The 26346-nt window shown below is 61.9% G+C and carries 24 protein-coding genes; 6 read left to right on the top strand and 18 right to left on the bottom strand.

From position 1 onward, the window contains the following. Nucleotides 1–5: 5 nt before the first annotated feature. The 4 genes from M0639_RS01845 to M0639_RS01830 all read left to right on the top strand — a co-directional run bounded on the left by M0639_RS01845 (nt 6) and on the right by M0639_RS01830 (nt 5970). Entirely contained in the window at nt 6–977 is a 972-nt protein-coding gene (locus tag M0639_RS01845) for an ABC transporter substrate-binding protein (protein WP_064073553.1), read from the top strand. Nucleotides 978–1093: 116 nt separating this feature from the next. Next, entirely contained in the window at nt 1094–3433 is a 2340-nt protein-coding gene (locus M0639_RS01840; protein ID WP_064073554.1) for a CaiB/BaiF CoA-transferase family protein, read from the top strand. Nucleotides 3434–3483: 50 nt separating this feature from the next. Then, nucleotides 3484–4431, top strand: a complete 948-nt coding sequence (locus M0639_RS01835) for a quinone oxidoreductase family protein (protein ID WP_007731598.1) — start codon at nt 3484–3486, stop codon at nt 4429–4431. 15 nt (nt 4432–4446) lie between these two features. Next, nucleotides 4447–5970, top strand: coding sequence for an AMP-binding protein (locus M0639_RS01830; protein WP_064073555.1), 1524 nt, complete (start codon nt 4447–4449; stop codon nt 5968–5970). 11 nt (nt 5971–5981) lie between these two features. Here M0639_RS01830 and M0639_RS01825 read toward each other — a convergent pair whose 3' ends face one another. From M0639_RS01825 to M0639_RS01755, 15 genes are all read right to left on the bottom strand, one after another. Continuing rightward, nucleotides 5982–6884, bottom strand: coding sequence for an IclR family transcriptional regulator (locus tag M0639_RS01825; protein WP_007731601.1), 903 nt, complete (start codon nt 6882–6884; stop codon nt 5982–5984). 167 nt (nt 6885–7051) lie between these two features. Next, nucleotides 7052–7876: an alpha/beta fold hydrolase gene (locus tag M0639_RS01820; protein WP_007731603.1), complete on the bottom strand. Its 825-nt coding sequence runs from the start codon at nt 7874–7876 to the stop codon at nt 7052–7054. Beyond that, nucleotides 7876–8196, bottom strand: coding sequence for a DUF362 domain-containing protein (locus M0639_RS01815; protein WP_007731605.1), 321 nt, complete (start codon nt 8194–8196; stop codon nt 7876–7878). Before M0639_RS01815 ends, M0639_RS01820 begins: the two co-directional genes overlap by 1 nt. Nucleotides 8197–8199: 3 nt before the next feature. Beyond that, nucleotides 8200–9210 carry an NAD(P)/FAD-dependent oxidoreductase gene (locus M0639_RS01810; RefSeq protein ID WP_050655582.1) on the bottom strand — a complete coding sequence of 337 codons (1011 nt, stop codon included), beginning with the start codon at nt 9208–9210 and terminating at the stop codon, nt 8200–8202. 150 nt (nt 9211–9360) lie between these two features. Next, nucleotides 9361–10146 carry a class II aldolase/adducin family protein gene (locus M0639_RS01805; RefSeq protein ID WP_064073556.1) on the bottom strand — a complete coding sequence of 262 codons (786 nt, stop codon included), beginning with the start codon at nt 10144–10146 and terminating at the stop codon, nt 9361–9363. 13 nt (nt 10147–10159) lie between these two features. Then, the gene (locus tag M0639_RS01800) at nt 10160–10996 is read right to left on the bottom strand and encodes an ABC transporter permease (protein WP_019746502.1); all 837 of its coding nucleotides are present in this window, start codon (nt 10994–10996) and stop codon (nt 10160–10162) included. Next, complete coding sequence (locus tag M0639_RS01795) at nt 10993–11856, bottom strand: ABC transporter ATP-binding protein (RefSeq protein ID WP_197486137.1); 864 nt, start codon at nt 11854–11856, stop codon at nt 10993–10995. Before M0639_RS01795 ends, M0639_RS01800 begins: the two co-directional genes overlap by 4 nt. Then, the gene (locus M0639_RS01790) at nt 11853–12836 is read right to left on the bottom strand and encodes an ABC transporter substrate-binding protein (RefSeq protein ID WP_007731624.1); all 984 of its coding nucleotides are present in this window, start codon (nt 12834–12836) and stop codon (nt 11853–11855) included. Before M0639_RS01790 ends, M0639_RS01795 begins: the two co-directional genes overlap by 4 nt. A 204-nt stretch (nt 12837–13040) precedes the next feature. Further along, nucleotides 13041–13997 (bottom strand): NAD(P)-dependent oxidoreductase, encoded by a 957-nt coding sequence (locus tag M0639_RS01785; RefSeq protein WP_064073557.1) that lies wholly within the window; start codon nt 13995–13997, stop codon nt 13041–13043. Nucleotides 13998–14106: 109 nt separating this feature from the next. Then, entirely contained in the window at nt 14107–14979 is an 873-nt protein-coding gene (locus tag M0639_RS01780; protein WP_019746500.1) for an alpha/beta fold hydrolase, read from the bottom strand. Nucleotides 14980–15009: 30 nt separating this feature from the next. After that, a complete protein-coding gene (locus M0639_RS01775; RefSeq protein ID WP_007731630.1) occupies nt 15010–15966 on the bottom strand; it encodes a DODA-type extradiol aromatic ring-opening family dioxygenase in 957 nt (318 codons plus the stop codon). Continuing rightward, the gene (locus M0639_RS01770) at nt 15966–17309 is read right to left on the bottom strand and encodes a M20 family metallopeptidase (RefSeq protein WP_058038206.1); all 1344 of its coding nucleotides are present in this window, start codon (nt 17307–17309) and stop codon (nt 15966–15968) included. Before M0639_RS01770 ends, M0639_RS01775 begins: the two co-directional genes overlap by 1 nt. A gap of 122 nt (nt 17310–17431) precedes the next feature. Next, complete coding sequence (locus tag M0639_RS01765; RefSeq protein WP_007731634.1) at nt 17432–18721, bottom strand: aromatic ring-hydroxylating oxygenase subunit alpha; 1290 nt, start codon at nt 18719–18721, stop codon at nt 17432–17434. 81 nt (nt 18722–18802) lie between these two features. After that, nucleotides 18803–19201: a hotdog family protein gene (locus tag M0639_RS01760; RefSeq protein ID WP_021332874.1), complete on the bottom strand. Its 399-nt coding sequence runs from the start codon at nt 19199–19201 to the stop codon at nt 18803–18805. Further along, complete coding sequence (locus M0639_RS01755; protein ID WP_064073558.1) at nt 19198–19683, bottom strand: FAS1-like dehydratase domain-containing protein; 486 nt, start codon at nt 19681–19683, stop codon at nt 19198–19200. The genes M0639_RS01760 and M0639_RS01755 overlap by 4 nt, the downstream gene beginning before the upstream one ends. Before the next feature lie 101 nt (nt 19684–19784). Between M0639_RS01755 and M0639_RS01750 the strand changes: the two genes are divergently transcribed. Next, nucleotides 19785–20636 (top strand): alpha/beta fold hydrolase, encoded by an 852-nt coding sequence (locus M0639_RS01750; RefSeq protein WP_007731641.1) that lies wholly within the window; start codon nt 19785–19787, stop codon nt 20634–20636. A gap of 7 nt (nt 20637–20643) precedes the next feature. Then, on the top strand, nt 20644–21825 hold the full coding sequence (locus M0639_RS01745; RefSeq protein WP_064073559.1) for a multidrug effflux MFS transporter: 1182 nt from the start codon (nt 20644–20646) through the stop codon (nt 21823–21825). 5 nt (nt 21826–21830) lie between these two features. Here the strand turns inward: M0639_RS01745 and M0639_RS01740 are convergent, their stop codons facing one another. The 3 genes from M0639_RS01740 to M0639_RS01730 form a co-directional block, all read right to left on the bottom strand. Continuing rightward, the gene (locus tag M0639_RS01740; RefSeq protein WP_007731643.1) at nt 21831–22574 is read right to left on the bottom strand and encodes an IclR family transcriptional regulator; all 744 of its coding nucleotides are present in this window, start codon (nt 22572–22574) and stop codon (nt 21831–21833) included. A gap of 70 nt (nt 22575–22644) precedes the next feature. Then, nucleotides 22645–24576: an ABC transporter ATP-binding protein gene (locus tag M0639_RS01735; RefSeq protein WP_082893096.1), complete on the bottom strand. Its 1932-nt coding sequence runs from the start codon at nt 24574–24576 to the stop codon at nt 22645–22647. Further along, complete coding sequence (locus M0639_RS01730) at nt 24573–26306, bottom strand: ABC transporter ATP-binding protein (RefSeq protein ID WP_054188631.1); 1734 nt, start codon at nt 26304–26306, stop codon at nt 24573–24575. Before M0639_RS01730 ends, M0639_RS01735 begins: the two co-directional genes overlap by 4 nt. Nucleotides 26307–26346: the final 40 nt, after the last annotated feature.

Genomic DNA, 26346 nt, shown 5'->3' with positions numbered 1-26346 from the left:
CCATCATGCTCAACAAATTTCAGAAGAAATGGGTGGGCGCAGTCGCTTCTCTCGCCGCCCTGACGATCGCGGTCAGCGGATGCACCCGGCCCGCTACCGACAACTCCGCGGAAAGTGGTGGCCTGGTACGGATCGCGGTGGGTGTAGACCCGTCGTACGCCCCGATTTTCCTGGCCGACCACGAGGGCATGTTCGAGGCCGCCGGCCTCGACGTCCAGGTCATCCAGACGGAAGGCGGGGCGGCGGGCGCCCAGAACGTCGTAGCCGGAACTTCGGAACTCTCCGGCAATGCCGACTCGACGGCACTGTCCGTCATGGCCGCCAATCCGAGCCTGCGGGCGCTGGGCGTATTTCAGGAATCCGACCGATACTTCCAGGTTGTACTGAGGAATGGCGTCGAGCCGAAGTCGATCAAGACCATGGGCGTCTTCCCCGGCATCGGCCTCTACTTCACGAACCACTACCTGGCCAGTCTCGGCATCGACCCCACGACGGTCACACTCGTGAGCACAAGCCCGCCCGAACAGCCTGCTTTGCTGGCGCGCGGTGACATCGACGGCTTCCTGTCCTTCGACCCCTGGGTGACGCAGAGTGTCAATACCGGCGGGCGCGTTGTTGCCACGACCGGCGACTTCGGCGCCAAGTACGCCCAATGGATCATCGCTTCGGACAACTGGTTGTCCGCGAACGAAGAAACCGCAGGCAAGGTGTTCAAGGTGATCTCGGAAGCGTCGGCAATCGTGAACTCGGATCCGGATCGGGCTGCAACCGCAATTGCCGCGTCTATCCAGATGGACCCGGCCGAGGCCGCAGACCGGGTGACCCAAATCGATTTCGGTGGACGCGGATTCACCGAGGACGACGTGGAGCGCGCAAACGAACTTGTTGCATTCTTCCGCGAGCAGGGCAAGATCTCCGCGGACATCGATCCGTCCGCTGTCCTCCTCGCGGGATGGTTCGAGCAGAACGCCGCCTGAGCGGAGAGTGAGAACGGGTCCGGTGGGCAGACCGAAATCATGTCGCCCACCGGCCCGCAGAACTACGTTCGACACCAGTCGGTTCGGCGATATCTTTCGATTGAAACGGAGTAGTTGTGGTGCATCCCCCGGTACGGGTCGTAGAGATTTCCAGTCCGTTTGCGCGATTCGCCGGGCGCATCCTGGTCGGGCTGGGTTTCGAGGTCATTCTGGTAGAACCACCCACCGGTGACCCCAGTCGCACCGAGTCCCAGGGTGATTCGTACTTGCATTGGCATGCGGGCAAGAAGTCCGTTGTCCTCGATATCGACGACAGCAACGATCGCCTCGCTTTCGAAGCACTGCTGCGCAGTGCCGACGTCCTGCTCGACGGCAGCGCGACCGGCGCTCTACGCGACAACCGAGGATCTCTCGTTCACGTACGAGTGACACCCTTCGGCACAACCGGACCGCGAAGTGACTGGAAGGCAACAAATCTGACCGTCGCGGCACTCGGCGGGATGATGGCCCAGGTCGGCGATCCCGAGCACCCTCCACTGCTGCTCCCCGAACTCCAGGCTGAGCAGCTCGCCGGAATCAATGCCGCAATCGGCGTGCTTCTCGGACTGCGTTCGCAATCCAAGGGCCACAACCCGTTGCTGGAGATCAGCGCTCAGGAATGTGTTGCCGCCGCGCTGGAAGCGGGCACTCTTGCCTACATTCACGAGGACCGCGTACCACCGCGTCCGGGCCGGGTACATCCGCTCGTTCCGCACGGACTGTTCCAGGCCGCCGACGGTTATGTCGGTGGCGGCCTCGGCGGTAGCCCCCGCATGTGGGACGGCATGCTGGCCTGGCTGATCGACAACGATGCTCAGGACGATCTCGATCAACCGGAGTGGTCCGACGCGGTCTACCGAAAGACGCATCAGGAACACATTTTCGACGTTCTGTCCGCCTTCATCGCGAAGTGGCCGAAGGAAGAATTCGCGGTCAGCGCGCAGTCACGCAAGTTGCCGTGGGCAGCGGTCGACCGGCCCGAAGAACTGCTGCGTAACCCGCAACTCAACGACCGGGACTTCTTCACCGACGTGACCGGAGATCACGGTACCTACCGCGATCTCGGGTTCGGCTTCGCTTTCCCCGAAGGCCGGCGCATCGGAACGCTCGAGGCTGCCCGGTTGGGCCAGCATCAGGAACTCTTGAAGGCCACCTCGCCTGTGGCAGTGAACGAAACCCACGAGTTCAGCGGTGGCAGCACGCCCAGCCTCGAAGGTGTCCGCGTCCTGGATCTCACGTGGGTGTTGGCGGGCCCGTACGGCACCAGAATCCTTGCCGACCACGGTGCCGATGTCATCAAGGTCGAATCGATCGGACGCCCGGACCCGACTCGCTTTGCACCTTTCATGCATCTCTCGCGAGGACCGCACGACAATCCGAACACCAGCGGGTACTTCAACGACGTCAACCGCAACAAGCGCAGCATCACACTCGATACCCGATCCGCAGAGGGCCTTTCGGTACTGCGCGACCTGATCAGGAACTCCGACGTCGTGGTCGAGAATTTCAGCTCGTCGGTCATGGACAAGATGGGGCTCGGCTACGAACAACTCCGGGAGCTCAAACCGGACATCATCTACGTGTCGATGTCCGGGATGGGTCACACCGGTCCTCGCAAGGACTGGGTGTCGTATGCCGACATCGTTTCGGCAAGTACCGGTTTGACCGCACTGACCGGCTGGAACGCCGATGACGTTGTCGGAGTCATCTACGGCCATGGCGACATCGTCGCCGGACTGCAAGCCGGCGTCGCGATGCTGGCAGCCCTCGACTACCGCGACCGGACCGGCCGGGGACAGCACGTAGACCTGTCACAACTCGAAGCCATGGCAGCGCACATGGGTACCAGCGTTCTCCGAGCCGCCCGGTCACAGTCCCCCGATCCGATCGGCAACAGCCATCACGAACTGGCACCACACGGCGTGTACCCGTGCCTCGGCAGCGACCGGTGGTGCTCGATTGCCGTTCGCGATACCACGGAATGGAATGCATTGTGCCGCATCATCGAAGCAGAGAAATGGATCGGCAATCCTGACTTCGCGAGTGCAGAAAGCCGCCAAGCCGATCACGAACGTATCGACGACGCCATCGCCGACTGGACCAGGACTCTGTCACCCGAAACCGTCATGGAACGCTTGCAATCGGCGGGTATCGCGGCCGGCACCGTCCAGGACGGACGCGACCTGGTCGAGAGCGATCCACATCTTCGGGCACGCAGTTTCTATTCGGCACAGGAACATCCCCTCGCCGGAACATTCCTCCACGAAGGCATCCCCGTTCGCCGGAACTCCGAACCCGGCTCGATCCGACGCGCTGCGCCGGTGCTGGGCGCGGACACCGACGACGTCCTCGAGTCGGTGCTCGGATACAGCGACGAACTGATCGCCGGACTTCGCGACCAGTCGATCCTGTCCTGACCTCACTCATATTCAGTACATCCATTCACAGATCGCTACTAGGAGACACAATGCGCGCGGCCCGACTCCATCAGTTCGGCACTTCACCGGTCATCGACGACATCGACATTCCCACACGTGAATCCGGTCAGACGCTCGTGCGCATCGACGCTGCCGCGCTCGGCCATCTCGACATCACCGTCGCGAGCGGAAACTTCGGAGTCAAGCCGAACCTGCCACATATCGGTGGAACAGACGGAGCGGCGACGGTAATCGAATCCGACACCTATGAGCCTGGCACCCGCCTTCTGGTCCGAGGCGGCGGAGTCGGACTGTTCAAGAACGGTTGCTGGGCTGAGTATCTGGTAGCGGCAGACAAGGCGTTCACACCCTTTGATCCCGCACTGTCGCCGGCCGTCGCCGCAACCTTCTTCCTGCCCAGCACAACCGGCTATGTTGCCGTCAACGACATTGCAGCCGTCGCTCCCGGCGAACGAGTTGTTGTCGCCGGAGCATCCGGCGCTGTCGGATCGATGGCAGCACAGTTCGCTCTGCTTGCCGGAGCGTCCGAGGTAATCGGTGTTGTACCGCGCGAAGATCAGGCTGCCTTGCTTCCGGAGGGTGTGCGTCCCGTCGTCGGGCAAGGCGACGAACTTGCCGGAGTGGTGGGATCCGAGCCTTCCGTCGACGCCGTGATCGACACGCTTGGCGGCGACGGCTTGCCGCACCTTCTGGCGAGTGTTGTCCCCGGTGGCCGGGCTGCCCTGATCGGATATACCTTGGGTAAGAGCCTCACCCTGGACTTGCCGAACTGGTTGCTCAGCGATGTCCGGATCCTGCCCGTCAACATGATTCGCAAGACTGCCCGGCAAGCCGAACTGGCACCTGAAATGATCCGGCTGCTCATCGAAGGCAAGATTTCCGTTGCAGTGCAGGAGTTTCCGCTGGATGACATCGCAACGGCACTGCAGTTGATGGGTGAGGGCAAGGTTGCCGGCCGGGCCGTCGTCGTACCCTGAGGGATACAATTACCCATGCCCCACGACGCACATGCCATTCCGCGCTCGCTTCCGGATTTGATCCGGAGGCGAGCTTTGGAGCGTCCGGAGCACCCGGCGCTCGTCGTCGACGGGATCACGGTCACCTACCGCGAATTGCGGGATCGTGCAGCGTCGATGGGGGCGGATCTCCGTAATCACGGTGTCGGCCGTGGGGAGCGCGTGGCGGCACTGTCCGGCAACAGGATCGAACTGGCAGACCTTGTTCTCGGATGCGCGTGGATCGGTGCGGTTGTCGTCCCACTCAATACGGCCCTCCGAGCCGACAGTGTTGCCGGCGCACTCGAACAGGCTGGTGTACAACGGATCCTGGTTTCACCCGAATACTCAGGCGCTGTAGCCGGATTCGACGGCACCGTGTGGGTCATGGGTGAACAGTGCGTCCCCACTGCCGGTTCGCATCCGGGCTGTGAGCCCGAGACCCTCGATCCGCTCGACCTGGCCGCGATACTCTTCACCTCCGGCACCACCGGTCTGCCCCGAGGCGTCCGATGCCCGCACGCGCAGTTCCTGCAGTGGGGCAAAGGCGTCGGCGCCTCACTCGGGCTCACCGGGGACGATGTGCTGTACAACTGCCTGCCGCTGTTTCACACCAATGCTCTCAATGCCTTTGTTCAGTCCCTTTGGGCCGGGTCTACTTTTTTCCTGGGACAACGCTTTTCGGTCCGCAATCATTGGCGCGAAGTTCGCGAGATCGGCGCAACTGTCGACTACCTACTGGGTGCGATGGTGGCCATGTTGATGAACGCGGACCCATCGCCGCAAGACCGACAGCACAGCGTCCACGTGGCACTTGCCCCCGCAACACCGGCTCATCTGATCGAACCGTTTGCCCAGAGATTCGGTGTAGAACTCGTGGACGGATTCGGAAGTACCGAAACCAATCTCGTGATCGGCACACTTCCGGGAGATCGGCGGGCCGGGTACATGGGGCGGGTGATGAGTGGCTACGACGCCGCAGTCGTCAACGACGGTACTGCGGCCGCAGACGGGGAGCCCGGCGAACTGGTGGTCCGCAGCACGATCCCCGGCGCCTGTTCACTGGGCTATCTGGGCGAGGAGATTCCGGCGACGGAGAGTTGGATACAGACCGGTGACAGGGTGATTCGGGAAGCAGACGGCTGGTTCCGATTTGTCGATCGCATCAAAGACGTGATTCGGCGCCGCGGTGAAAATATTTCCGGGGCCGAAGTGGAAACCGTTCTGGCGTTGCATCCGTCGGTCGGTCAGGTTGCCGTCTTCCCGGTACCGTCGGATCTGGCCGAGGACGACGTCATGGCAACTGTAATACTGCGCCCCGGAGTATCTTTCGACCCCATTTCGATTCTGGAGTTCTCCCAGCAACAGCTGCCGTACTTTGCACTTCCCCGGTACATCGACGTCGTGGACACGTTGCCACTCACCGAAACCGGCAAGGTACAGAAAGCAGTGCTACGTGAGAGGGGCGTCGGCCCACACACCTGGGACTGCGAGAAGAGCGTGTTCCGCGCCCGGCGATAGACCGCGCCTCGCTACTTGCCGCAACCGTTGAACGAACACATCACCGGACTGCAGATCGTGCGCAGAGCCAGCGGGTCGCTCGGCGAATGTGTGCACTTCATGGCATGAAGTTTTCGGGTGATTCCGGCGCCGGCAGTGCGCAGGGCCCCGGTGATGCGGCTGACGTTGAGGCGAGCCGTCGGCGCTGTCACAGACAACGCGCCGGCCAGAGTGCGCGGGCCGCTGAACACCGGCACTGCGACGCTCATGTACCCGAGCCGTGTCTCCTCGACCTCCACCGCGAGTTGTTCCTTACGCATCCGCTCGGTTTGCTGGCGCAGCACGCTGACGGACATCGTCGTTCGACTGGTCAAGGCGGTGAAACCCTGCTCGACTACCTCGTCGAAGACCGATTGCGGGGAGAAGGCAAGGATGATCTTGCCGGTGGCGGTGCAGTACAGCGGGAGCCGACCGGCCACCCGCGACTGCTGATTGAGCCCGCGGTGTCCGATGATCTTCTCGATGTAGAGGACGTCGATGCCGTCACGAACCGCAAAGTGAACCGTCTCCTGCGTCGCCAGCAGTAGGTCCTCCATGTACGGCAGCGCCGCGTCGCGCAGAATCCGCTGACGCGGCACCAATTGGCCCAGCTCGAACAATCGCAGGCCGAGCCGGTACTTGGTACCCGCGCGCTCGAGCAATCCCCACTCGACCAGCTCGCCGGCCAACCGGTGAACCGTCGCTTTCGCGACCCCACTGCGCCGGGTGAGCTCCGTCAGAGACAGGTCACTGTGGTCGGTGTCGAAAGCGTCCAAGATCATTCGAGCCTTGCCCAGGACCGAGGACAGTTCACCTGCAGGCTGCGATGCAGCGGTCGTTTCCGACGCGATGGGTAGTACGGATCCGAACCCGACGGATTGTTGTGGAGCGGCCATGAGTGTCCTCCTGAACGATCTGTGACAGCCTGCCGAGACCGAGTGCCACAACGACCGAGATCGGTCGGGGTCCTCGTTAGGTGCAGGTGCTTCGAGACTGACACTATGGTGACGACACGATGAGACGCACGCCACACGGTCCGCTCAGTGAACCCGTCCCGCAGAGTTTACACGGGGCGCCTACCTGCGTAATTCTCCAGAAACATGCGGACGGCGGATGCAATCTGCGGAGCGTGCTCCTCGACGAGTGCGACGGTCCCCGATTCGACGATCTCCGTTTCCACCACTGCCGCACCCGTCAGGTGTGCACGCAACGGCGCAATGTTAGGCATCGAGAAGGGATCCTTCTGCGCGCCGATCAGCAAAACCGGCGCAGTCACCGAACCGACTCTCGCCTCCATGACGTAGCGGGCGCAGGCTTTGTGCCCCTCCGCCGGATCTACCCGGTAGGCAAGCGCGTCTCGGATGAACCTGTCGAGCAGTGCGGTGCCTGGTTCGGGGTAGTAGGGGCGACGCATCTCCCACAGCCTGGTGAGATGGCTACCGTCTGCGGCCCGGTCGACGCAGTCGATCCCACCGGGTCCCGAGTGCCCCTCGCGGTAGTTGCGGTCGGTCCACGGGCACGACGAGAGCACGGCAGCGTGCACCCTCTCGGGGCGTGATGCCGCCATCTCGAGCGCCACTGCCGCACCGGTGTGGTGACCGATGACCGTGACTCGATCGACGCCCAGGGTGTCGAGCAATTCCCACGCGCCTCGCGCATAGGTCTCGATGGTCTGCGGGCCGGGCACCGGAGCACTGTTGCCGTACCCCGGCATGTCCATCGCGACAACGCGGAAGTCGTCGGCAAGGAGTGGAATGAACTCGCGGAACTCGTCCCACGACCGGGGCGCCTGATGAAGCAGGAGAATCGCCTCACCCGAACCTTGCTGCGCGTAATGCAATTGCCCGAAAGACGAATCAACGTATCCGAGTTGCAGGCCGCCAGCCATCAGAACGCCGCAACCATCGGGGTATCGACGCCGACGATGTCGATCTTTGCCGAACCACCCGGATTTCCGACGGGCTCGCTACGGGTAGGCAAGACCTCGAGGAAGAAGCGCTTGTTGTCTTCCTTGAAATCCGGGTCTGCTTTCCGGTCGACGGTGATCGCCTCCACCGGGCAGGCCAATTCGCAAGCGCCGCAATCGATGCATTCGTTCGGGTTGATGTAGAGCTTGCGATCACCCTCGTAGATGCAATCCACGGGGCATTCTTCCATGCACGATCGGTCCGTGTAGTCGATGCATGCTTCACCGATGACAAATGCCATTGCCTAGCTCTCCTGTTCGGTGGAGTGTCCAGGGAAGATTTCTGCTTCCGGATCCAGCACTGCCGCAGCGTTGTTCACCGCAGTCGCGGCCTCGCCGAAACCGACGGCGATCAAGCGGACCTTGCCGGGATAGTCCGTGATGTCCCCGGCGGCATACACACGCGGAACATTCGTCTCCATCCGTGTGTTCACCGCGATGTGGCGATTGTCGATCTCGATTCCCCACTCCATCATCGGACCGAGGTCGGCCGTGAATCCCAACGCAGCGATGACGGATTGAGCGGGCAGCGTGGACGTGCTCTTGTCTTGTTTGTGGGTGATGTCGACCTCGCCGATCCACCCGTTTCCACGTACCGCCGAGACATCGGCGTTGACGAGAACCTGGACACTGCTTTCCTGCACCTTGGCGACTGTGGATTTGTGCGCGCGGAAACGATCTCGCCGGTGAACCAGGGTGACGGACTTGGCAATCGGTTCCAGGTGAACGGCCCAGTCGAACGCGCTGTCGCCGCCACCGACGATGACAACGTCTTTCCCGGTGTGCGCCGACAAATCCGGGACGAAGTAACTCAGCCCCCGATCCATGAACTCCGAACCCTTCGCCAACGGACGCGGGGTGAAGGTTCCGATGCCGCCGGTGATGACAACCGCGCCGGCCACCACGACCTGGCCCGTGCTGGTGGTGATCCGCACCCGGCCGTCGTCGTCATGCGACAGCTCACGAGCCTGCATGCCCAGAAGGTACACCGGATCGAACGGGGCAGCCTGCGCCATCAAACCCTCGATGAGGTTGCGTCCCTTGACCGAAGGGAATCCCGCGATGTCGAGGATCGCCTTCTCCGGGTACATCGCACTGACCTGTCCCCCCGGTTCCGCAAGGGCATCGATCACGGCAACCGAGAGGCCGCGGAAGCCTGCGTAGTACGCGCCGTACAGCCCGGCGGGGCCGGCACCAATGATCAGAATATCGACGCCGATCTCGTTGTCGGTCGCCGTGGAAGACGTTTTGTTCACACTCGATACGGTATTGCGCCGACGGACTCACGCAAATGAAACCGGTCCGCTCAACAGACCTCGGTAACAGTTGCGGGACAGCACGAAAAGGGCCCGCCGACCTCTCGGTCGACGGGCCCAATGCTCGCAGGAATTCAGTGCGCGAAGAATTCAGTGCGCGAATACCTCGGGTTCGTCTGCTGCGATCTTCTGGATGATGGTCGAGTACGCAAACCACCCCACCTTCTCGGTGCCGACTGCTTCGTAGGTCTGCGCCGCGATCTTCTCGTGCAGGACAACCGGATCACCGGCGGCTCGCGCCGTCAACTCCGCCTGCATCGACCGCTCCATCGACACATACCACCACACTGCGCTCTCCACGGAAGTTCCGACGGTCAGATGACCGTGGTTGGTGAGGATCACGGCCTTGTTCGATCCGAGGGCATCCGCGATGCGAATCCCCTCCTCTTCGTCCAGCGCCACCCCGTGATACTCCTCGTAGATCGAGTGATCCTCGTGAAAGGCGCACGCGTCCTGAGTGATCGGCGCTAGGCGGGTGTGCAGCGAGGAGAACGCCTTACCGTTCAAACCGTGAGCGTGAACAGCTCCGATGACGTCGGGACGAGCCTCGTGAACCTTGCTGTGGATGACAAACGCTGCTCGGTTGAGCGGTCCGTCTCCGGAAATGACCGCGCCGTCCGACGCCACATGCAGCAATTCCTCCGGCTGAACCTGGGAGAAGTGCCGCCCGAACGGCGCAGTCCAGAAAGTCTCCGGATCTTCTGGGTCTCGGGCGGTGATATGTCCCGAGATTCCCTCGTCCAAACCGAATTTCGACAAAATCCGATACCCGCCGATGACAGCGGTCTTGCGACGACGCCGCTCACTCTCGATATCGGTGAACTCGGGCGGTCCCGGAATTCCGGCCTGCTCGGCATTGCTCAGCGGGTGATTCATGCTGCGCTCCTAACTATTTGACGCCGTAACGGGCGAGGTACCGCGAGGACAGAATGCGGAGAATCCGGTCGAAGATGAAGCCCATGATGCCCAGGACGATGATGCCGACGAACGTCCAGTCGATCCGGCCGTAGTTTCGAGCCTGCCAGATCATCGAACCGATACCCTGGTCGGCGGCGACGATCTCCGCCGACACGATGGTGAGGAAGCTGTTGCCCATCGCCAGGCGAGCGCCCGTGACGATGCCGGGGATCGACGACGGCAAGACCACCGTCTTCATGATCTGAAGTTTGTTGGCACCAAGATTTGCCGCTGCCTGCAGTTTGTTCTCGCTGATCGCTACAGTCGCGGCAATCGTGCTGACCGTGACGATGAATACCGAGGTGTAGAAGATCAGAACAACCTTCGACGTCTCACCGATGCCGAACCAGACGACGGCGAGAGTGACAAACGCAATAGGCGGAATGAACCGGAAGAACTCGATGTACGGATCGAGGAGCTGTCGCACGATGGAAATGCGGCCCATCAGAATTCCGACGGGAGCACCGATCACGACACCCAGGAACCAGCCGATGAGAATTCGCTGACCCGATGCGGTGATCGACGACCACAGAACGCCGCTCTCCCACAGTTCCTGTGCCGCCGACCATACTTCGGCCGGTGACGCAATGGTGGTCGGCCCGTACCACCACGCCAGGAACGACCAGATGCCCAAACCGATTGCCGCTGAGGCTGCATACATCAGCGTCGCTTTGACAATCTTGGATCGCCGCGCCGACGAACGCTTTTTTGTCTCCGCCACCTTCGCTGTTCTCACACCGGCTGAACCACCGGTCACTACAGCCGTCACAGCTCGTCCTCCTCAATGCCTTGGTTCCGCAGCGACGCAACCACTTCTGCCCGAATGTCGTCCCGCAGCTTCTCGTAGAGCTCGATCACCTCGGGATCGTTGCGGTCTCGCGGACGAGCCGCATTGACCTCGTAGACGCTCTTGATCCGGGCCCGCGGGCCGGCCGACATCACGATCACACGGTCAGCCAACGTCAGTGCCTCGTCGATATCGTGAGTCACGAATACCACGGTGCAGCGGGTGTGCCGCCAGATACGGTCGAGTTCGGTCTGCAGAACCTGACGAGTCTGAGCGTCCAACGCACCGAACGGCTCGTCCATGAGAACCAACGACGGCTGGTTGGCAAGAACTCGTACGATCTGAACACGTTGCCGCATACCGCCGGACAGCTGCGAGGGGAACTTCGCACCCGCGTGGGGCAAGCCGACCATCGCGAGGTACTCGGCCGCGATACTCGCCTGCTCGCTGCGGTTCGCTCCACGCATCCTGGGGCCGTAGGCCACGTTCTGGCTCACGGTCATCCATTCGAACAACGCTTCGGAGCTCTGAAACACCATGCCGGCGTGGCGGTTACTGCCGGCGACGACATCTCCGTCGCACACGATCTCGCCGGCGCTGGGTTCCACGAAGCCGGCCATGGACGACAGCAGCGTCGACTTGCCGCAGCCACTCGGACCGAGCAGACAGACGAATTCACCTGGCTGCACGTGCATGTCGATTCCGGCGACGATCTCCGCCGCGCCGAAGCTGATTCCGAGGTCGACCACGTCGATGGCAACACCGGTGTTCTTCTTGCCGGGGCCGGCTGTCCCCGCGCTATTCGTCGAGCTGGTCGTTGAACCACTTGTTGCGATACTCACTGTGCACCATCCTTGTACCAATCCAGAAGCATTGCCGATTCGAGATCCGGCTGGTCGCTGAGAACACCGATCGACTTGTAGAAATCTACGATCGACTGAGCCGACTCGACATCCGCAGCTTCGAGATTCACCACGGCGAAGTCGATCTCGTCCACCGCGGCAATAGTCTGATCCTCGCTGACGTTCACAGCCGCCTTGGTCGCGGACGCTGCCACGCCCGGATCCGACTCGACCTTGCGCGTTGCCTCGTCGAGCACCTTCGCGACGGTTCGCGCTGTCTCTTCGTTGGCCGACAACCACGGAGCCGTCGTGATCGCCCAATGATGATAGAACCAGCCGTAGTCTCCGGTTACTGCCACCACGTGGCCGGTTCCCTGATCCAGGGCGGTGGCCGGCCACGGCTCCCACAGGACAAACCCGTCGATGTCGCCGCGACTGAGCAGTGCGGGCATGTCCGTCGGGGTCGCCGAGATCATCTCGACCGAACCGGGGGCAATGGAGTTGGCAGCGAGGTACTTGTCCGTCGAAATCTGGCTGAGACCCGGGACGATGCCCATCTTCTTGATCGCAGCCGGTGAGTCGACACCGTTACGCAGCACGACCTTGATGTAGTCACCCGACGCCTCGTACGAGTACATCGCGCGCAACGACGGATTCTGACGCAACTGGGCGATCGTTGTCGTATCGGAGCTACCGGCGATCTGGACCTGCCCGGTCGAGAGTGCGTCGACGGCCTCGCCACCACGACCGAACTGGACGAGTTCGACGTCCAAACCGGCAGCGTCGAACATGCCTTCCTGATCCGCTACGAAGAACGGAGCGTAGGAAGCATCGATTCCGACTGCGATACGCAGTGGTCCACTTCCGGCAGAATCAGCTGTGCTTTGCGTCGCCGGGCGGCTGCATGCGCCGGTTGCAACGGTCAGCAGCAGCGCAGCCGAAACAAGAGCAGTCCTTCCAAACTTTGACAGCGAGGCCATCTACTCACACCTTTGTTTGTGATCTGTGCCGCAGTTGCGGGTCGTGGAGAGCAAACCTAGCTGTGTGTACCTACACCCGAGAACCAACCGGGTCCACCGTGCGGACCGGGGACAGGAACTTACCTCGGCGAAACACTGCACCTGGAGGAACGTGCGGACCGAAATACTTCGGTAACACGGCCCTCGATCACAATGTCCACCGAATCACAATGTCCACCGAATTGTCTGCGAGCGCAGCGCACTGGCGACATTCTGCGCCGTCATCGAATAGATCGACGCACGCGCTCCGGCGCTGCCGCCGGCGACGTGCGGGCTCAGGAGGGTCGAATCGAATCCACGGAGCGGGCTCGAAATCGGTAGTGGTTCAACGTCGAACACATCGAGGGCAGCGCCGCCGACATGCCTGGAACGCAAGGCACGCGCCAATGCCGCGTCGTCGACGACAGCGCCGCGCGCCACATTGACCACGATCGCTCCGGTGGGCAACTGCGCAACTCGATGGGAATTGATCAGTCCCCGAGTTGATTCCGTAAGCGGGACGGCCAGCACCAGGACATCCGCGAGAGGCAGTAACTCGTCGAGTGACACAAACGTCGCAGCCACAGTGTCACGCGGTCTCGAACGCGCGGTGACGTAGACGTCGCAACCGAAGGCGGCAAACAATTCTGCACACCGGCGGCCGATCGAACCAACACCTACGACGCCGACCCGGCGCTGCGCCAGATCGCGGCAATCGCGCGTCAGGATGGATTCCCGTGGCCATCGACCATCGGTAACCTCGTTGTGCGCCCAGAACATGGAGCGGCACAACACACCTGCCGCGAGCACTGCCCACTCCGCAACCGAGTTCGCGTTTGCACCGGGAGTATTCGCCACCGGAACTCCGGCGGCGCGCCAGGCTTCGGCATCGATGAAATTGGTTCCGGCACCAGGCTGTTGGACGAGGAGCACATTCCGGCCGAGCTCTGCTTCCTCCTTGCCCAGTGGCAGATCACCACTCCAGTCCCCCACCACGACGTCGCATGTCGGCAACTCCGCACGGAGCGCCCCCGTGGTGCGCTCAGGTAATCGAACTACCTCCGCCTCACCCCTGACGGCGTCACGGATTGCGGTACCGAGTCCGTTGTCGGCGTCGGCCGTCAGCAGAAGTACTTTCTTCACGAGAACTCCTTCGCTGTAAGACGATGACTGTACCTTCGAAAACGCGGAAGCCGGCCTCCCAATCGAGAGACCGGCTCCATTACGCAGCAGCATATTTGGCAGGAACTTCTCAGATAGCTGCCTTCGCGCTGGCTGATGCCTTTGCCAAGAACTCGAGGCTCAGCGGGTTGTACTTCGCTGCCTGCTCGTGCTGCGGCCAGTGACCGCACTCCGAGTAGAGTTCGAGCTGAGCGCCCGGAATATCCTCGGCCATCTTCTTCGCTTCCGGAACATCACCGAACGGATTTTCCTGACCCCAGACCACAAGAGTCGGCGCCTTGATGAGTGCCATTCGATCCGGGCGCAGCAGGTTCCGCTGGCGAACCTCCATCTCCTGCAAGGAAAGGAGGTTGTGGATGTTGGCGACAAAGTCAGGCTGATGGTAGATCCGGTGACGAGCCTGAACCAATTCCTCGGTTGCATCGGCGGGATCATGCATGAGCAACTGCATACGTGCGCGGGTCAATTCGATGTCGTCACTCTGGACGGCCTTCGCGGTCGACGTCTTGATGCGCTCCATGACTACCGGGTTCGCGACTGTTCCGCCTGCTGCCAGCAACTGCAGCGACAGAACACGTTCGGGCTGCTCGCTGGCCAGGTAGGCAGCGACCCAACCACCGAGGCTTTCACCCACCAAGTGCACACGGTCCAGTCCGACCGCGTCGAGGTAGTTCACCAAATGCTCGACGTAGCGCGGAATCTCGTACGGGTAGTCAGGCTTGCCGGTGTAACCATGGCCGAGCATGTCGATCGCGTGAACCCGGTAAGACTCGGCGTGCGGTGCAATATTGCGTGCAAATGCCTCGAGGTGTCCGCTGGTGCCGTGCAGGAAGATCACGGCCTCGTCACCGGATCCTGCCTGCAGAGAGCGCGTGGGCACACCGCCGGCGTCGACGGTCGTCAACTCGAAATCGAGCCCGGCAAGTTCGTTCCAGATTGTCATCAGAGAAACTTCCTTTACTGAAGGTGCAGATTATGTTGTTGCGCTGTCTGTTCCAGCTGGATCGAGAATCGTGACACCCATACCGGTGAGCCACTCGGGAATCGCTTCGTAGGCAAGGCGTTCACCCGGAACGTAGTCGAGCATCGCGGCCATCATGAGCCAGGTCCGCAACTCCTGCGCACCGTTGCCCGCCTCGTCTTCGATCTGCTGCGTCGTGAACTCGGCAAGCTCACTTGCCTTGCCGCTGGCAAACAGATCAAGAATTCGGTCATCGAACTCCGGAGTGATCGCGGCATCGGCTGCGCGGATGATCTGGCGTCGCCGGACGTCGTAGTCGGACCAGTTCTCCCGGCCGTCCAGCCAGGCTTGAACCATGAAATCCTCGTCCTCACCGTGCGGATCCCGCCAGTCCGGCCAGGGCAGACGATGAGACAATCCACCGGACGCGATCACCACGACCCGGGTATCCGCCGGATACGACGCAACGGCATCCCGCAGGGCCTTCGCCACTTCCTCACATCGCTTGAACGTCGGGAGGGGCGGCGCGAATACGTTGACCACCAACGGAACTATCGGAACATCGATTCCGTCGAGAAGGTACTGAATCGCGTGAGACTGACCATGATCGATCTGCAATCGCGCCGAGTAGGCAAGATCGAACCGGCCACCTTCGATCAGCTCGTTTGCAAGGTGCCTGGCGAACTCCACGTCGACCCGTTGCGGCCCCTTGGGTGTTCCTGACTCGCCACTGGAAATGCACTCTCCGACGCCGAGAGTGAACGCCGGAATCAGATCCAGCCAGAAACCGCGAAAGTGGTTGGAGCCGAGAATCAAGACAACATCGGGTTTCGACGCCGCGATCTTCTCCCGGCTCAGATACAGCGCGTCCCGGAAGCGTTCGGCCTCCGCCTTGTGCGTCGTCTCTTCCCAATGGGTGTTCATCAAGGTGCTGTGGGAGGCACCGATACCCAGAACTATCTTCGCCATCAGTCGATTCCTACTTCCTCGAGCGAGCGGGTGACGGTGTCGAGGGCCACTCGGATCAGATACTTCGTAAATCTCTCCGCCGCAGCCAGGTCCACAGTGTTCATCCCCATCGCGAAGTCCACCTCGAACGGTGCGTCGACCACCTTGGGCATACCCACCCGAATCGTCGGGATGCCGCGGCTGCGCAGGATGTTTGCGTCGGTGGCTCCACTCGCGTCGAAGAAGTCCTGATGCGGCTCTCCTTCGGCAGCTTCCCACGCGTGGACTGCGGCGCGGCGCAACCACATTCGAGGGTCGGAACCCTCACCGGGGATGGCAAGAACCTGTTCGACGTCGATCTGCAGATCCAGCGATTGTGCGATCTCCGCAACGACGGCTTTGAGTTCGCGCTTGGCCGCGGTGGGCGTCGTCCGCGGGCTGAGCCGTAGATCAACGGTAAGGCGCACCTGCTCGGGGGTGAACGACGCTGTTCGCTCCCACCCGCCGCGGATGTTGGCAACGATCCCCTGAGGCGCAACCAAACCGTCCTGATGCGCCGCCGAGTACTTCGGGAACCATTCCTCCAACTTGGCGACCACCTCGCCGGCTGCGGTAATCGCGTTGCGGTACGGCAACCGGTGGCGCGAGCCGACGTAGGTGTGCAGACCGTGCACCGTGATCTCGAACCAGGCCAGTCCCACTTCTTCCCAGGAAACCGTCCAGCCGGGCTTGGCGATCAACGCGCAGTCCGCCCACACTCCCTGTTCCAGGAGGAACGAGCAGCCGACGCCCTGGCCGGTGTTGCGTCGGGGGTTTCCGACACCGGGGCGGGCATTGGTCGGCATACCACCGGCGCCGAATCCGAGCACCAGGTCACCGCGGAGCGGAATACCGGCTGCGGCAATTGCTTCGGCCGCCGCGACAATGCAGACGGCGTGGCCTTTGGGGTTCGACGCACCCAATCCGATCACGTAGTTTTCGTCGAACTGGGCGTGCGGCGTCAGATCCGCTCGCAGCTCATTTCCCACCCACGGCAGGTCTTCCGCCGGATCGCCGGTCGTGACGGTGTCGATCGGCGCATACAGCAACAGGTCCGGTCCGGACCCGTCACCGCGGAGCCTTCCCCACGAGTTCGCCTGCCGATCATCGAGATCCATTGTGTGGGCCTCGATGCCCGACGCTGCCAGGACCGCCGTGATGTGGCGGGCCAGCGGTGCTTCGTCACCCGTCGGACTGGGAATGTTGACCACCGAAGTGGCGAGATCCCGCAATCGCGCACGATCGACATGGGCGTAGGCTCGCTCGACCCATTCCCGGCGCTCGTCGCCTAGGCCTGCGAGAGCATCGGCCCTCGCAGTGCTCATGGATTGACCTGATGTACCTGAGTATTGCTGCGCTCGCCGGCCAGCTGCCACAGCTTGGGAACTGCCACTGCAACAGCGGCACCGATAGCGACAGCCGTCAGAATCTTGAACATGTATCTCTCCTATTCGCTGGTGCCGGTGGGAATCTGAGCGTCGGCGACAGGGGCTGAGCGGGGCGTTGGCGTCCGGCGCTCTCGGGTGGGCCTGACCGGCGCCTTGGGGGTGTGCTTGGCCGCGTCGGCGATCTTCTCGGCGTACTCTTCCTCTGCCAGATTTCGCCACGTCGTCAGCGACACGTCCGGTCGGTACAGCTTCTCCGGCGGTGCGTCGGTGACCTCGACCATCCACGCATCCTGACCCGAGAACTGACCGTGGAACAGCCAGCGGATCGCGCCGAGGTACTTGGCGTAGAAGCCCAATTTTGCTGCGCCGGAGACGAAGTTGACCATGAGGCCGACGTACTTGTGGTTGTCTTCGTCCACCGGGACGTAGAACTCGTAGTGAATGAACTTGGGGTACGCGATGCGCAGGACACCCGGCATGGACAGTGAAGCAAAACCGGGGAAGTTCTGAGCTGCGATCACAGGATTGACGTCCAGACCGGCGCCGACGTTTCCGATCTGCGAAATCTGGGTCTCGTCCGGCTTCTTCTTCCACCACCGCTTGTTCGTCCAGGTTCCCACGCCCGGGAATTCCGCCTCCCAGTACACCTCTTCCTGCACGCGGTAGATCCAGCGTCCCTCCGGAACGATGCTCGTGATGTTCCACGTCGGCATCGGCTTGAACAGACGCCACAATGCGGTGCGGTGCAGGTACTTCGCATGTCCCTCGTCGAAACCGTTCTCACATGCGAAGCGCCAGTTGCCTTCTCGGGGCTGAATCCGACCACCGACGATACCCTTGTTCTCCACCAGCTCACGCGGCAACTGGTCGTCGATGGACGGCGCCGGCTCGTTGGCGATCGGGATGTACACCCACACCAGACCGAGTCGCTCCTCGATCGCATAGGTCTGGACGTTCAGCTTGCCGCAGATCTTGGAATCCGGACCGTCGGTGATGACCGCGGCCAGCTTGCCGTCAGTGAGCCGGTACGTCCAGCCGTGGTACGGGCAGCTGACAGTTCCCGGGAACTGCTGATCGCCCTCGGACAACGGAACGCCGCGGTGCGGGCACCGATCGTGCAGGGCATATGCCTTGCCTGCGTCGCGGATGATCGCCAGCTTTTCACCACAGATGGTGAAGCTCTTGGGGTCTTTGGTGATGTGGTTCGACCACGTGACCGGGTACCAGTAACCGCGGTATCCGCTGCCGGCTGCGTTGTAACCCGGCCATGCCGTCCAATCCTGCCGACCGGCCGCTCGTGGCCGCTCGGGCAGCGCGAACGTGGCTTCCGACGCCTCGACACCAGTCATGTGAAGTCCTCTCGACACTGAACGTTTGAATGAAACAGATCTTGGGTGAGATTGCGATCTACGCCAATGGATTCGGTTCGCTCAGCAGACCCGGACCACCACAGCGGTTCCGACGGCACACAGCACGCCATTGTCCGAATGCTCCCGCAATGCCAAAGTTAGTTGGTCACTGTCGATTTGGGACACTTCACCCGACACCTCGAGTGTGGTTCCGACGGGCGCGGGCGCACGATTCTGCCAGGAGACGGACACAACTCCTTCGTATCCACCGGCAAAGTGTGACGCGGCACGAAAGAACAGCGTGCCCTGCAACTGGGCCATGACCACCGGTGCGGACAACCCCTCCGTCTGCGCATAGGAGGCGTCGTAGTGAATACGGTGCGAATTGTGCGTCGACGCCCCGAATCGAAGGATCCGAACCGGATCGCAGACCAAGGTCACCGATTCGATCGGCGTGCCCACGACTACTGTTTCGGTCATCGGACGATGAACTTCTCGACGACCTCGGCAAATGCGCCGGACTGCGCACCCCGGTAAGTCTTGGTGACCGAGAGCAGCAGAAACTCGTCCGGAGCCCGGCCCTTGGTCGTCACGGTATCGAGTACTCGCCCTACGACGACAGCCTCACCCAGCGGGGCCGGTCGCAAGAAAGTCACACTCTGCCCGCCGGCCATCAAGCGCACGTCGATACCGTCTGTGCCCGGCACTTCGTCACGGAACATGCCGTCTGCTCGGTACTCTCGATCGGAGCCACCTTGCGGTCCTCGCAAAAGCGAAGGCAGATACATCGGATGGACGGCAAATGCCGGGTGCTCCGGGTCGAGAAACCGGGGGTCCGTCTCGGCGGTGGCAACCGCAAACGCAACCGACTCCGCCGGACGCACCGTTCCCAACTCTCGCGTTTCCCCCGTACCGATCATTGCCTCCGCGCGATCACGCGCGTGCTCGAGTTCTGTTCTCATGCCAGCACGCTAGGCATTCGGAAGTCTCACAGCCACGAACCGGGTTCGCCTGCCGGACCGCGATACTTCCCATACCGCTCACCTCGAGGTCAGGTATAGCCATGGCTGATCAACCGAAGAGCTTGTACGCCAAAGCAGATGGCGTCACATTCCATTACTACGACCTCGGCGAGGGCGACCCCACGATTTTCCTGCACGGAGGCGGCCCCGGCTGCACTGCGTGGTCCGACTTCGGGCCGGTGGCACCGCTCTTCGCCTCGGATCGACGAGCGATTCTCGTTGATCTGCTGCAATACGGTCGGTCCGACAAGTGCACCATCGCCGGCCCAATGTGGGACTTCCACGCCGCCAAGGTGGTTGCCCTGCTCGACGAACTCGGAATCGAACGCGCAGACTTCGTCTGCAACTCGTGGGGCGGCACCATAGCGCTCAATCTTGCGGCAAAGTACCCGGAACGCGTTCGCTCCCTGGTGATCACGGGCAGCATGCCCGTCTTCTACGGTCCACTCGCGCCGCTCCCCGAGGATGGCCGTCGTGGCCGCAACGCCCGCGACGTCTACTACGGCGGCACCGGCCCCACCCTCGAAAAACTCCGCACCTTGATCACCAGTCTCGAATGGTTCGACGGATCGAAGTTGCCCGCCGAAACCCTCCAGATGCGATACGAGCAAAGTCTCGACCCCGAAGAAATGGCCCTGGCTGCCTCGGCGGACTCACCTCGTGGCGATTGGCAGGATCTCACAGCTGAACTCGGCCAGATCCAGGCGCCGACGCTCTTCGCCTGGGGCATGCACGACGCATTCCTCACCCCGGACTACCCGCTCATGCTTGCGCGGATGATTCCCCATGGCCATCTCTACATCATGGACAAGGCGTCGCATCATCTTCAGGAAGAACGACCATACGACTACTACAGTGTAGTTTCGGGTTTCCTTGACCAACAGCACAACTGAACGAACGGTGATCGCCCCGACGGGCGGTGCACGGATCCGATTGGTACTGCTTCTCGGAATTCTCACCGCCCTCGGGCCGTTCACCGTCGACATGTATCTTCCTGCGCTGCCACAGATCACGCAGGAATTCGGCACGTCGGACACGATGGTTCAGCTGACCCTGACGGGCACACTGCTGGGTCTGGCTTTCGGCCAGTTGCTCATCGGCCCACTGTCCGACATCTACGGACGTCGACGTCCCCTGCTCGTGGGCACAGTAATTCACGTCGGCGCGTCGTTGGCCTGCTTCTTTGCTCCGTCCATCGAAGTCCTCACTGCGCTGCGAACCCTTCAAGGTTTCGGCGCCGCCGCGACAGGCGTGATCGCGATGGCAATCGTTCGTGATCTATTCACCGGACACGATGCGGCAGTTGTACTTTCGCGGCTGATGTTGGTCATGGGCGTAGCGCCCATCCTGGCCCCCTCCATCGGCGGGGCACTGATGTCCGTAACACAGTGGCGCGGAGTCTTTCTCGCTCTCTTCATCCTGGGCATCGCGATGATCGCACTCGCGGCAGTATCGCTGCCGGAAACACTTCCACCCGAGAATCGGTCGGGCAAGGGCATCGGCGCCATCGCGCGAAACTACATTGCGCTCGGCAAGGATGCCCACTTCATGGTGTTGGTGCTCGTGTGCGGTCTCGGCCGCGGCGTTTTGTGGTCGTACATCGCCGCGTCGTCCTACGTGATGCAGGAACAGTTCGGACTGAGCGCCACCGCATACGGATTTGCCTTTGCCGGCGGCGCCGTCGTTCTGATCGGTTCGTCCCAGCTCAACGTCGTGCTTCTCGGCCGGTGGTCGCCGAATTCCATCACGATCTGGGCAATGTGGGGCAGTAGTGCCGTCGGCGCTGCATTTGTTGTTGTTGCCTCCACCGACTCGTGGGGATTCGTCGGGTTTGCCGTCCCCATCCTGCTGATGCTCTGCGCAACGGGTTTTGTCATGCCCAACGCACCGGCGGTTGCACTGTCCCGTCACGGAGAAGCCGCAGGCTCAGCAGCCGCGCTGATCGGATTTGCGCAGTTCGGCGCTGCCGCTGTGGTTGCGCCCATCGTCGGCCTTCTCGGCAACACCAGTCTTGCCGTGGCCATCTCCATGACCGGGGCTTCGGTTCTCGGCGTGATCGCGCTGCTCTGCGTGCGTCGATAAAACGGTTATGCCGAGCGTTCGAGAACCGATACCTTCCGGCTGATCCCTTCGGCCGCCGCGCGCAACGGTTCGGCAAAACGCTCGGTATCCATTCGATACCGCGGACTCGACACACCGATCGCGGCAACTGCTTCACCAAGTCCACCGAAGATCGGGGCAGCGATACTCGATGTTCCCAGGCGAACCTCCTCGGTCTCGACCGCCAACTGCTGCGAACGAACAGCGTCGAGTTGCCTACGTAACCCGTCTTCCGAGTTCACCGTCCGATCGGTGAACTCGACAAATCCGTTGCCTGTCACCGCTCGAAAAACGGAATCCGGTGAGTACGCGAGTATCGCTTTGCCGGTTGCCGTGGCATACATCGGCAGCCGGCCAGCCACCCGCGACGGCAGGTCCACCCCGTGATGACCGGAGATCTTGTCGATGTACAGAACATCGAGGCCGTCGCGAATCGCGAGGTGAACCGTCTCCCGGGTCGCCGCGTGAAGATCCTGCACATACGTCAAGGACACCTCGCGCAGAATACGTTGACGAGGAACCAACTGCCCCAGTTCGAAGAGCCGTAACCCCAACCTGTACTTGGTTCCGACCCGTTCCAGTAGACCAAGAGACACCAGTTCACCGGCTATTCGATGCACCGTCGCCTTCGCAACACCACTCCGATTCGCAAGTTCGGTCAGCGACAGCGCACCCGAATCCGCATCGAAGGAATCGAGTATCAGGCGCGCTTTCCCCAGCAACGAATGCATCGCCGAGCGCCTCCAGTACACAGAATGTGGTCCACCCAGCGGACCAAGTCTGCTCCAGTCTACTGAGGCATCAGATCTCCGCGCCCACGAATTGGCTGTTGTACAGACGGAAGTACGCGCCGCGGGATTCGAGCAGAGCCTCATGGCTCCCCTGCTCCACGATCCGGCCTTCCTCCATCACCACGATCAGGTTCGCATCACGAATTGTCGAAAGACGGTGCGCGATGACAAAGCTGGTGCGGTCGTTGCGCAGAACCGCGGTGGCGCTCTGGACCAGCAGTTCGGTGCGTGTGTCCACCGAACTGGTCGCCTCGTCGAGGATCAGGATGGACGGCTGCGAGATGAAGGCGCGGGCGATAGTGATGAGCTGCTTCTCGCCCGCACTGACGTTGCTGCCTTCCTCGTCGATGACCGTGTCGTAACCCTCAGGCAGAGAGTGCACGAACTTGTCGACGTAGCTCATCTCGGCCGCACGACGAATCTCCTCGTCGGTGGCACCAGGCTTGCCGTAGGCGATGTTCTCGCGGATGGTTCCACCGAACAGCCATGCGTCCTGCAGAACCATGCCGATGCGCGAGCGCAGATCGTCTCGCGTCATGTCGGCGATGTCGATGCCGTCCAAAGTGATACGGCCCGAATTGAGTTCGTAGAACCGCAGGATGAGGTTGACCAGGGTGGTCTTGCCGGCGCCGGTGGGTCCGACGATCGCAACCATCTGACCCGGCTCGGCAGTCAGGGACAGGTCCTCGATCAGCGGCTGTTCCGGCTTGTAACTGAAGGTGACGTTCTCGAACTTGACGCGCCCCTTGTCGACCGTGGGCGACTTCGCACTCTTCGAGTCCTCCGACTGCTCCTCTTGGTCGAGCAGCGCGAAGACCCGCTCGGCCGAAGCGACACCGGACTGCAGCAGATTGGTCATCGACGCGATCTGCGTGAGCGGCTGGGTGAACTGCCGCGAGTACTGGATGAACGCTTGCACATCGCCGAGCGTCATCGTTCCGGATGCGACGCGCATGCCACCCACCACTGCGATGGCGACGTAGTTGAGGTTGCCCAGGAACATCACGGCCGGCATGACCAGACCGGAGATGAACTGCGCCTTGAAGCTGGACTCGTACAGATCCTCGTTCTGCTTGCGGAAGCGCTCCTCGACCTCCTGCTGGCGGCCGAACACCTTGACCAACTCGTGGCCGCTGAACGCTTCCTCGACCTGTGCGTTGATTCCGCCGGTGCTCTTCCACTGCGCCACGAAGTGCTTCTGTGAACGCTTCGCGATGAACGCTGTGACCATGATCGACAGCGGAACAGTTGCCACCGCGATCAAGGCGAGCAACGGTGAGATCCACAGCATCATCACCAGAATGCCCAGGACGGTCATCACCGACATGACCAACTGGCTGAGCGTCTGCTGCAAGCTCTGCGCGACGTTGTCGATGTCATTGGTCACACGCGAGAGAACATCACCGCGGGCATGGGTATCGAAGTACCGCAAGGGAAGTCGGTGAATCTTCTGCTCGACATCCTCACGCAACCGGCGAACGGTCCGCTGCACCACGATGTTGAGCAGATACGCCTGCAACCAACTGAACAGCGACGCACAGACGAACAGCAGCAGCACGATCATCAAGACCTTGCCGACGGCGTCGAAATCGATTCCGGTTCCGGGCACAACGGCCATGCCGGACACCATGTCCGCGAGCTGACCTTGCCCCGAGGCACGCAATCCCTCGACAGCCTGTTCCTTTGTAGTGCCCGGCTGGAGTTGCTTGCTGACGATGCCGTCGAAGATCAGGTTGGTGGCGTTTCCCAGGATCTTCGGAGCGATCGAGGAAAGTACGACGCTTGCGGTCACCAAAGCGAAGATCAGGACGACGATCGGCTTGTCGGGGCTCAAGCGACCGAGGAGACGTTTGAGCGAAGGGCCGAAGTTCATGGCCTTCTTTGTGGGATCGCCGCCGCCGGGCGGGCCGATGGGAGGCGAGGAAGTCGGCCGATTACTCATGATGCGTCCTGTACGGCTAGCTGAGAGGCGACGATTTCGCCGTAGGTGGGACAACTGACCACGAGTTCGTCGTGCGTGCCGATCCCCACGATGGCGCCGTCGTCGAGCACGATGATCTGATCGGCTTCCACGATGGTGGAAATACGCTGCGCGACAACGACGATGCAGGCGTCTTGCGTGACCGGCCGGAGCGCCGCACGCAGCCTCGCATCAGTAGTGAGGTCGAGTGCCGAGAAGGAATCGTCGAACAGATAGATCTGTGGCTTACGCACCAACGCTCTGGCGATGGCGAGTCTCTGACGCTGGCCGCCCGATACCGTCGTACCGCCTTGTGCCACCGGTGTGTCCAGGCCTTCGGGCATGGCGCGAACGAAGTCGGCAGCTTGGGCGATCTCGAGGCACTCCCACAGCCATTCGTCGGTAGCTTCGGGGTTTCCGTAGCGGAGATTGGTGGCGACAGTGCCCGAGAACAGATACGGCTTCTGCGGGACCAGACCGATCACCGAGCAGAGCAACTCCGTGTCGATGTCGCGGACGTCGACTCCTCCCACCGATACCGATCCGGAGGTGGAGTCGATCAATCGTGGAATCAGGTTAAGCAGAGTGGTCTTTCCCGATCCGGTGCCGCCGATGATCGCCGTCGTCTTGCCGGGTTCGGCACGGAACGTGATGTCGCGCAATACAGGTTCCTCGGCTCCGGGGAACTGGAACTGAGCGCCACGAAGTTCGACGACTCCCGGGTCCTTCAGTTCTCGGACCGGATTCTCGGGCGGAATCACCGACGAATCCGTGTCGAGCACCTCGGAGATACGTTCGGCGCACACCGACGCACGCGGCAGCATCACCGCCATGAAAGTGGCCATCATGACGGCCATCAGGATCTGCATGATGTAGCTGAGCATCGCGGTGAGCGAGCCGATCTGCATCGAGCCCTCGTTGATCTGATGGCCACCGAACCAGATGACCGCGACGCTGGTGACATTGCTGATCAGCATCACGAGCGGGAACATCAGTGCCATGAGGCGGCCGACGCCGAGTGCAGTCTCCGTCAGCTCACGGTTGGCATCGCCGAAACGCTCTACCTCGTACGGTTCCCGTACAAACGCTCGGACGACACGGATGCCCGTGATCTGTTCGCGAAGAACACGGTTGACGGCGTCGAGGCGGCCCTGCATGACCCTGAATCCGGGGACCATCCGGGCAATCAGGAAACCCATCGAGACTACGAGCAGCGGGACGCTGATCCCCAGGATCCAGGACAGATTCAGGTCCTGGCGCAGAGCCATGATGATGCCGCCGACGCACATGATCGGCGCCATGACGAGGATGGTGCAACTCATCACGACCATCATCTGCACTTGCTGGACGTCGTTGGTGTTGCGGGTGATCAGCGAAGGCGCACCGAAGTGCCCGACCTCTCGGGCCGAGAACGTCCCGACCTGATGCAGCACCGAAGCCCGGAGATCGCGTCCGACGCCCATGGCGACTCGCGCACCGAAGAAGACGGCACCCACCGAGCACAGGATCTGCGTGAGCGTGACCATCAGCATCATCCCGCCGGTGGAGAGGATGTAGCCGGTGTCGCCTTTCGTCACGCCGTTGTCGATGATGTCGGCGTTGAGACTCGGAAGGTAAAGGGCCGCCATAGTCGAAATAAACTGCAGGACGACAACGCCCGTGAGTTCACCCCGGTACGGCATCAGATAAGTGCGCAGCAGCCTGATCAGCATAGTGAGCGAAGGTTACCAATCCTGGCCGACATGTGCCGCT

Origin of the sequence: Rhodococcus qingshengii JCM 15477 (assembly GCF_023221595.1) — a bacterium.
Taxonomy (GTDB): Bacteria; Actinomycetota; Actinomycetes; order Mycobacteriales; family Mycobacteriaceae; genus Rhodococcus_F; species Rhodococcus_F qingshengii.
This window is presented reverse-complemented; position numbering and strand designations above follow the sequence as displayed.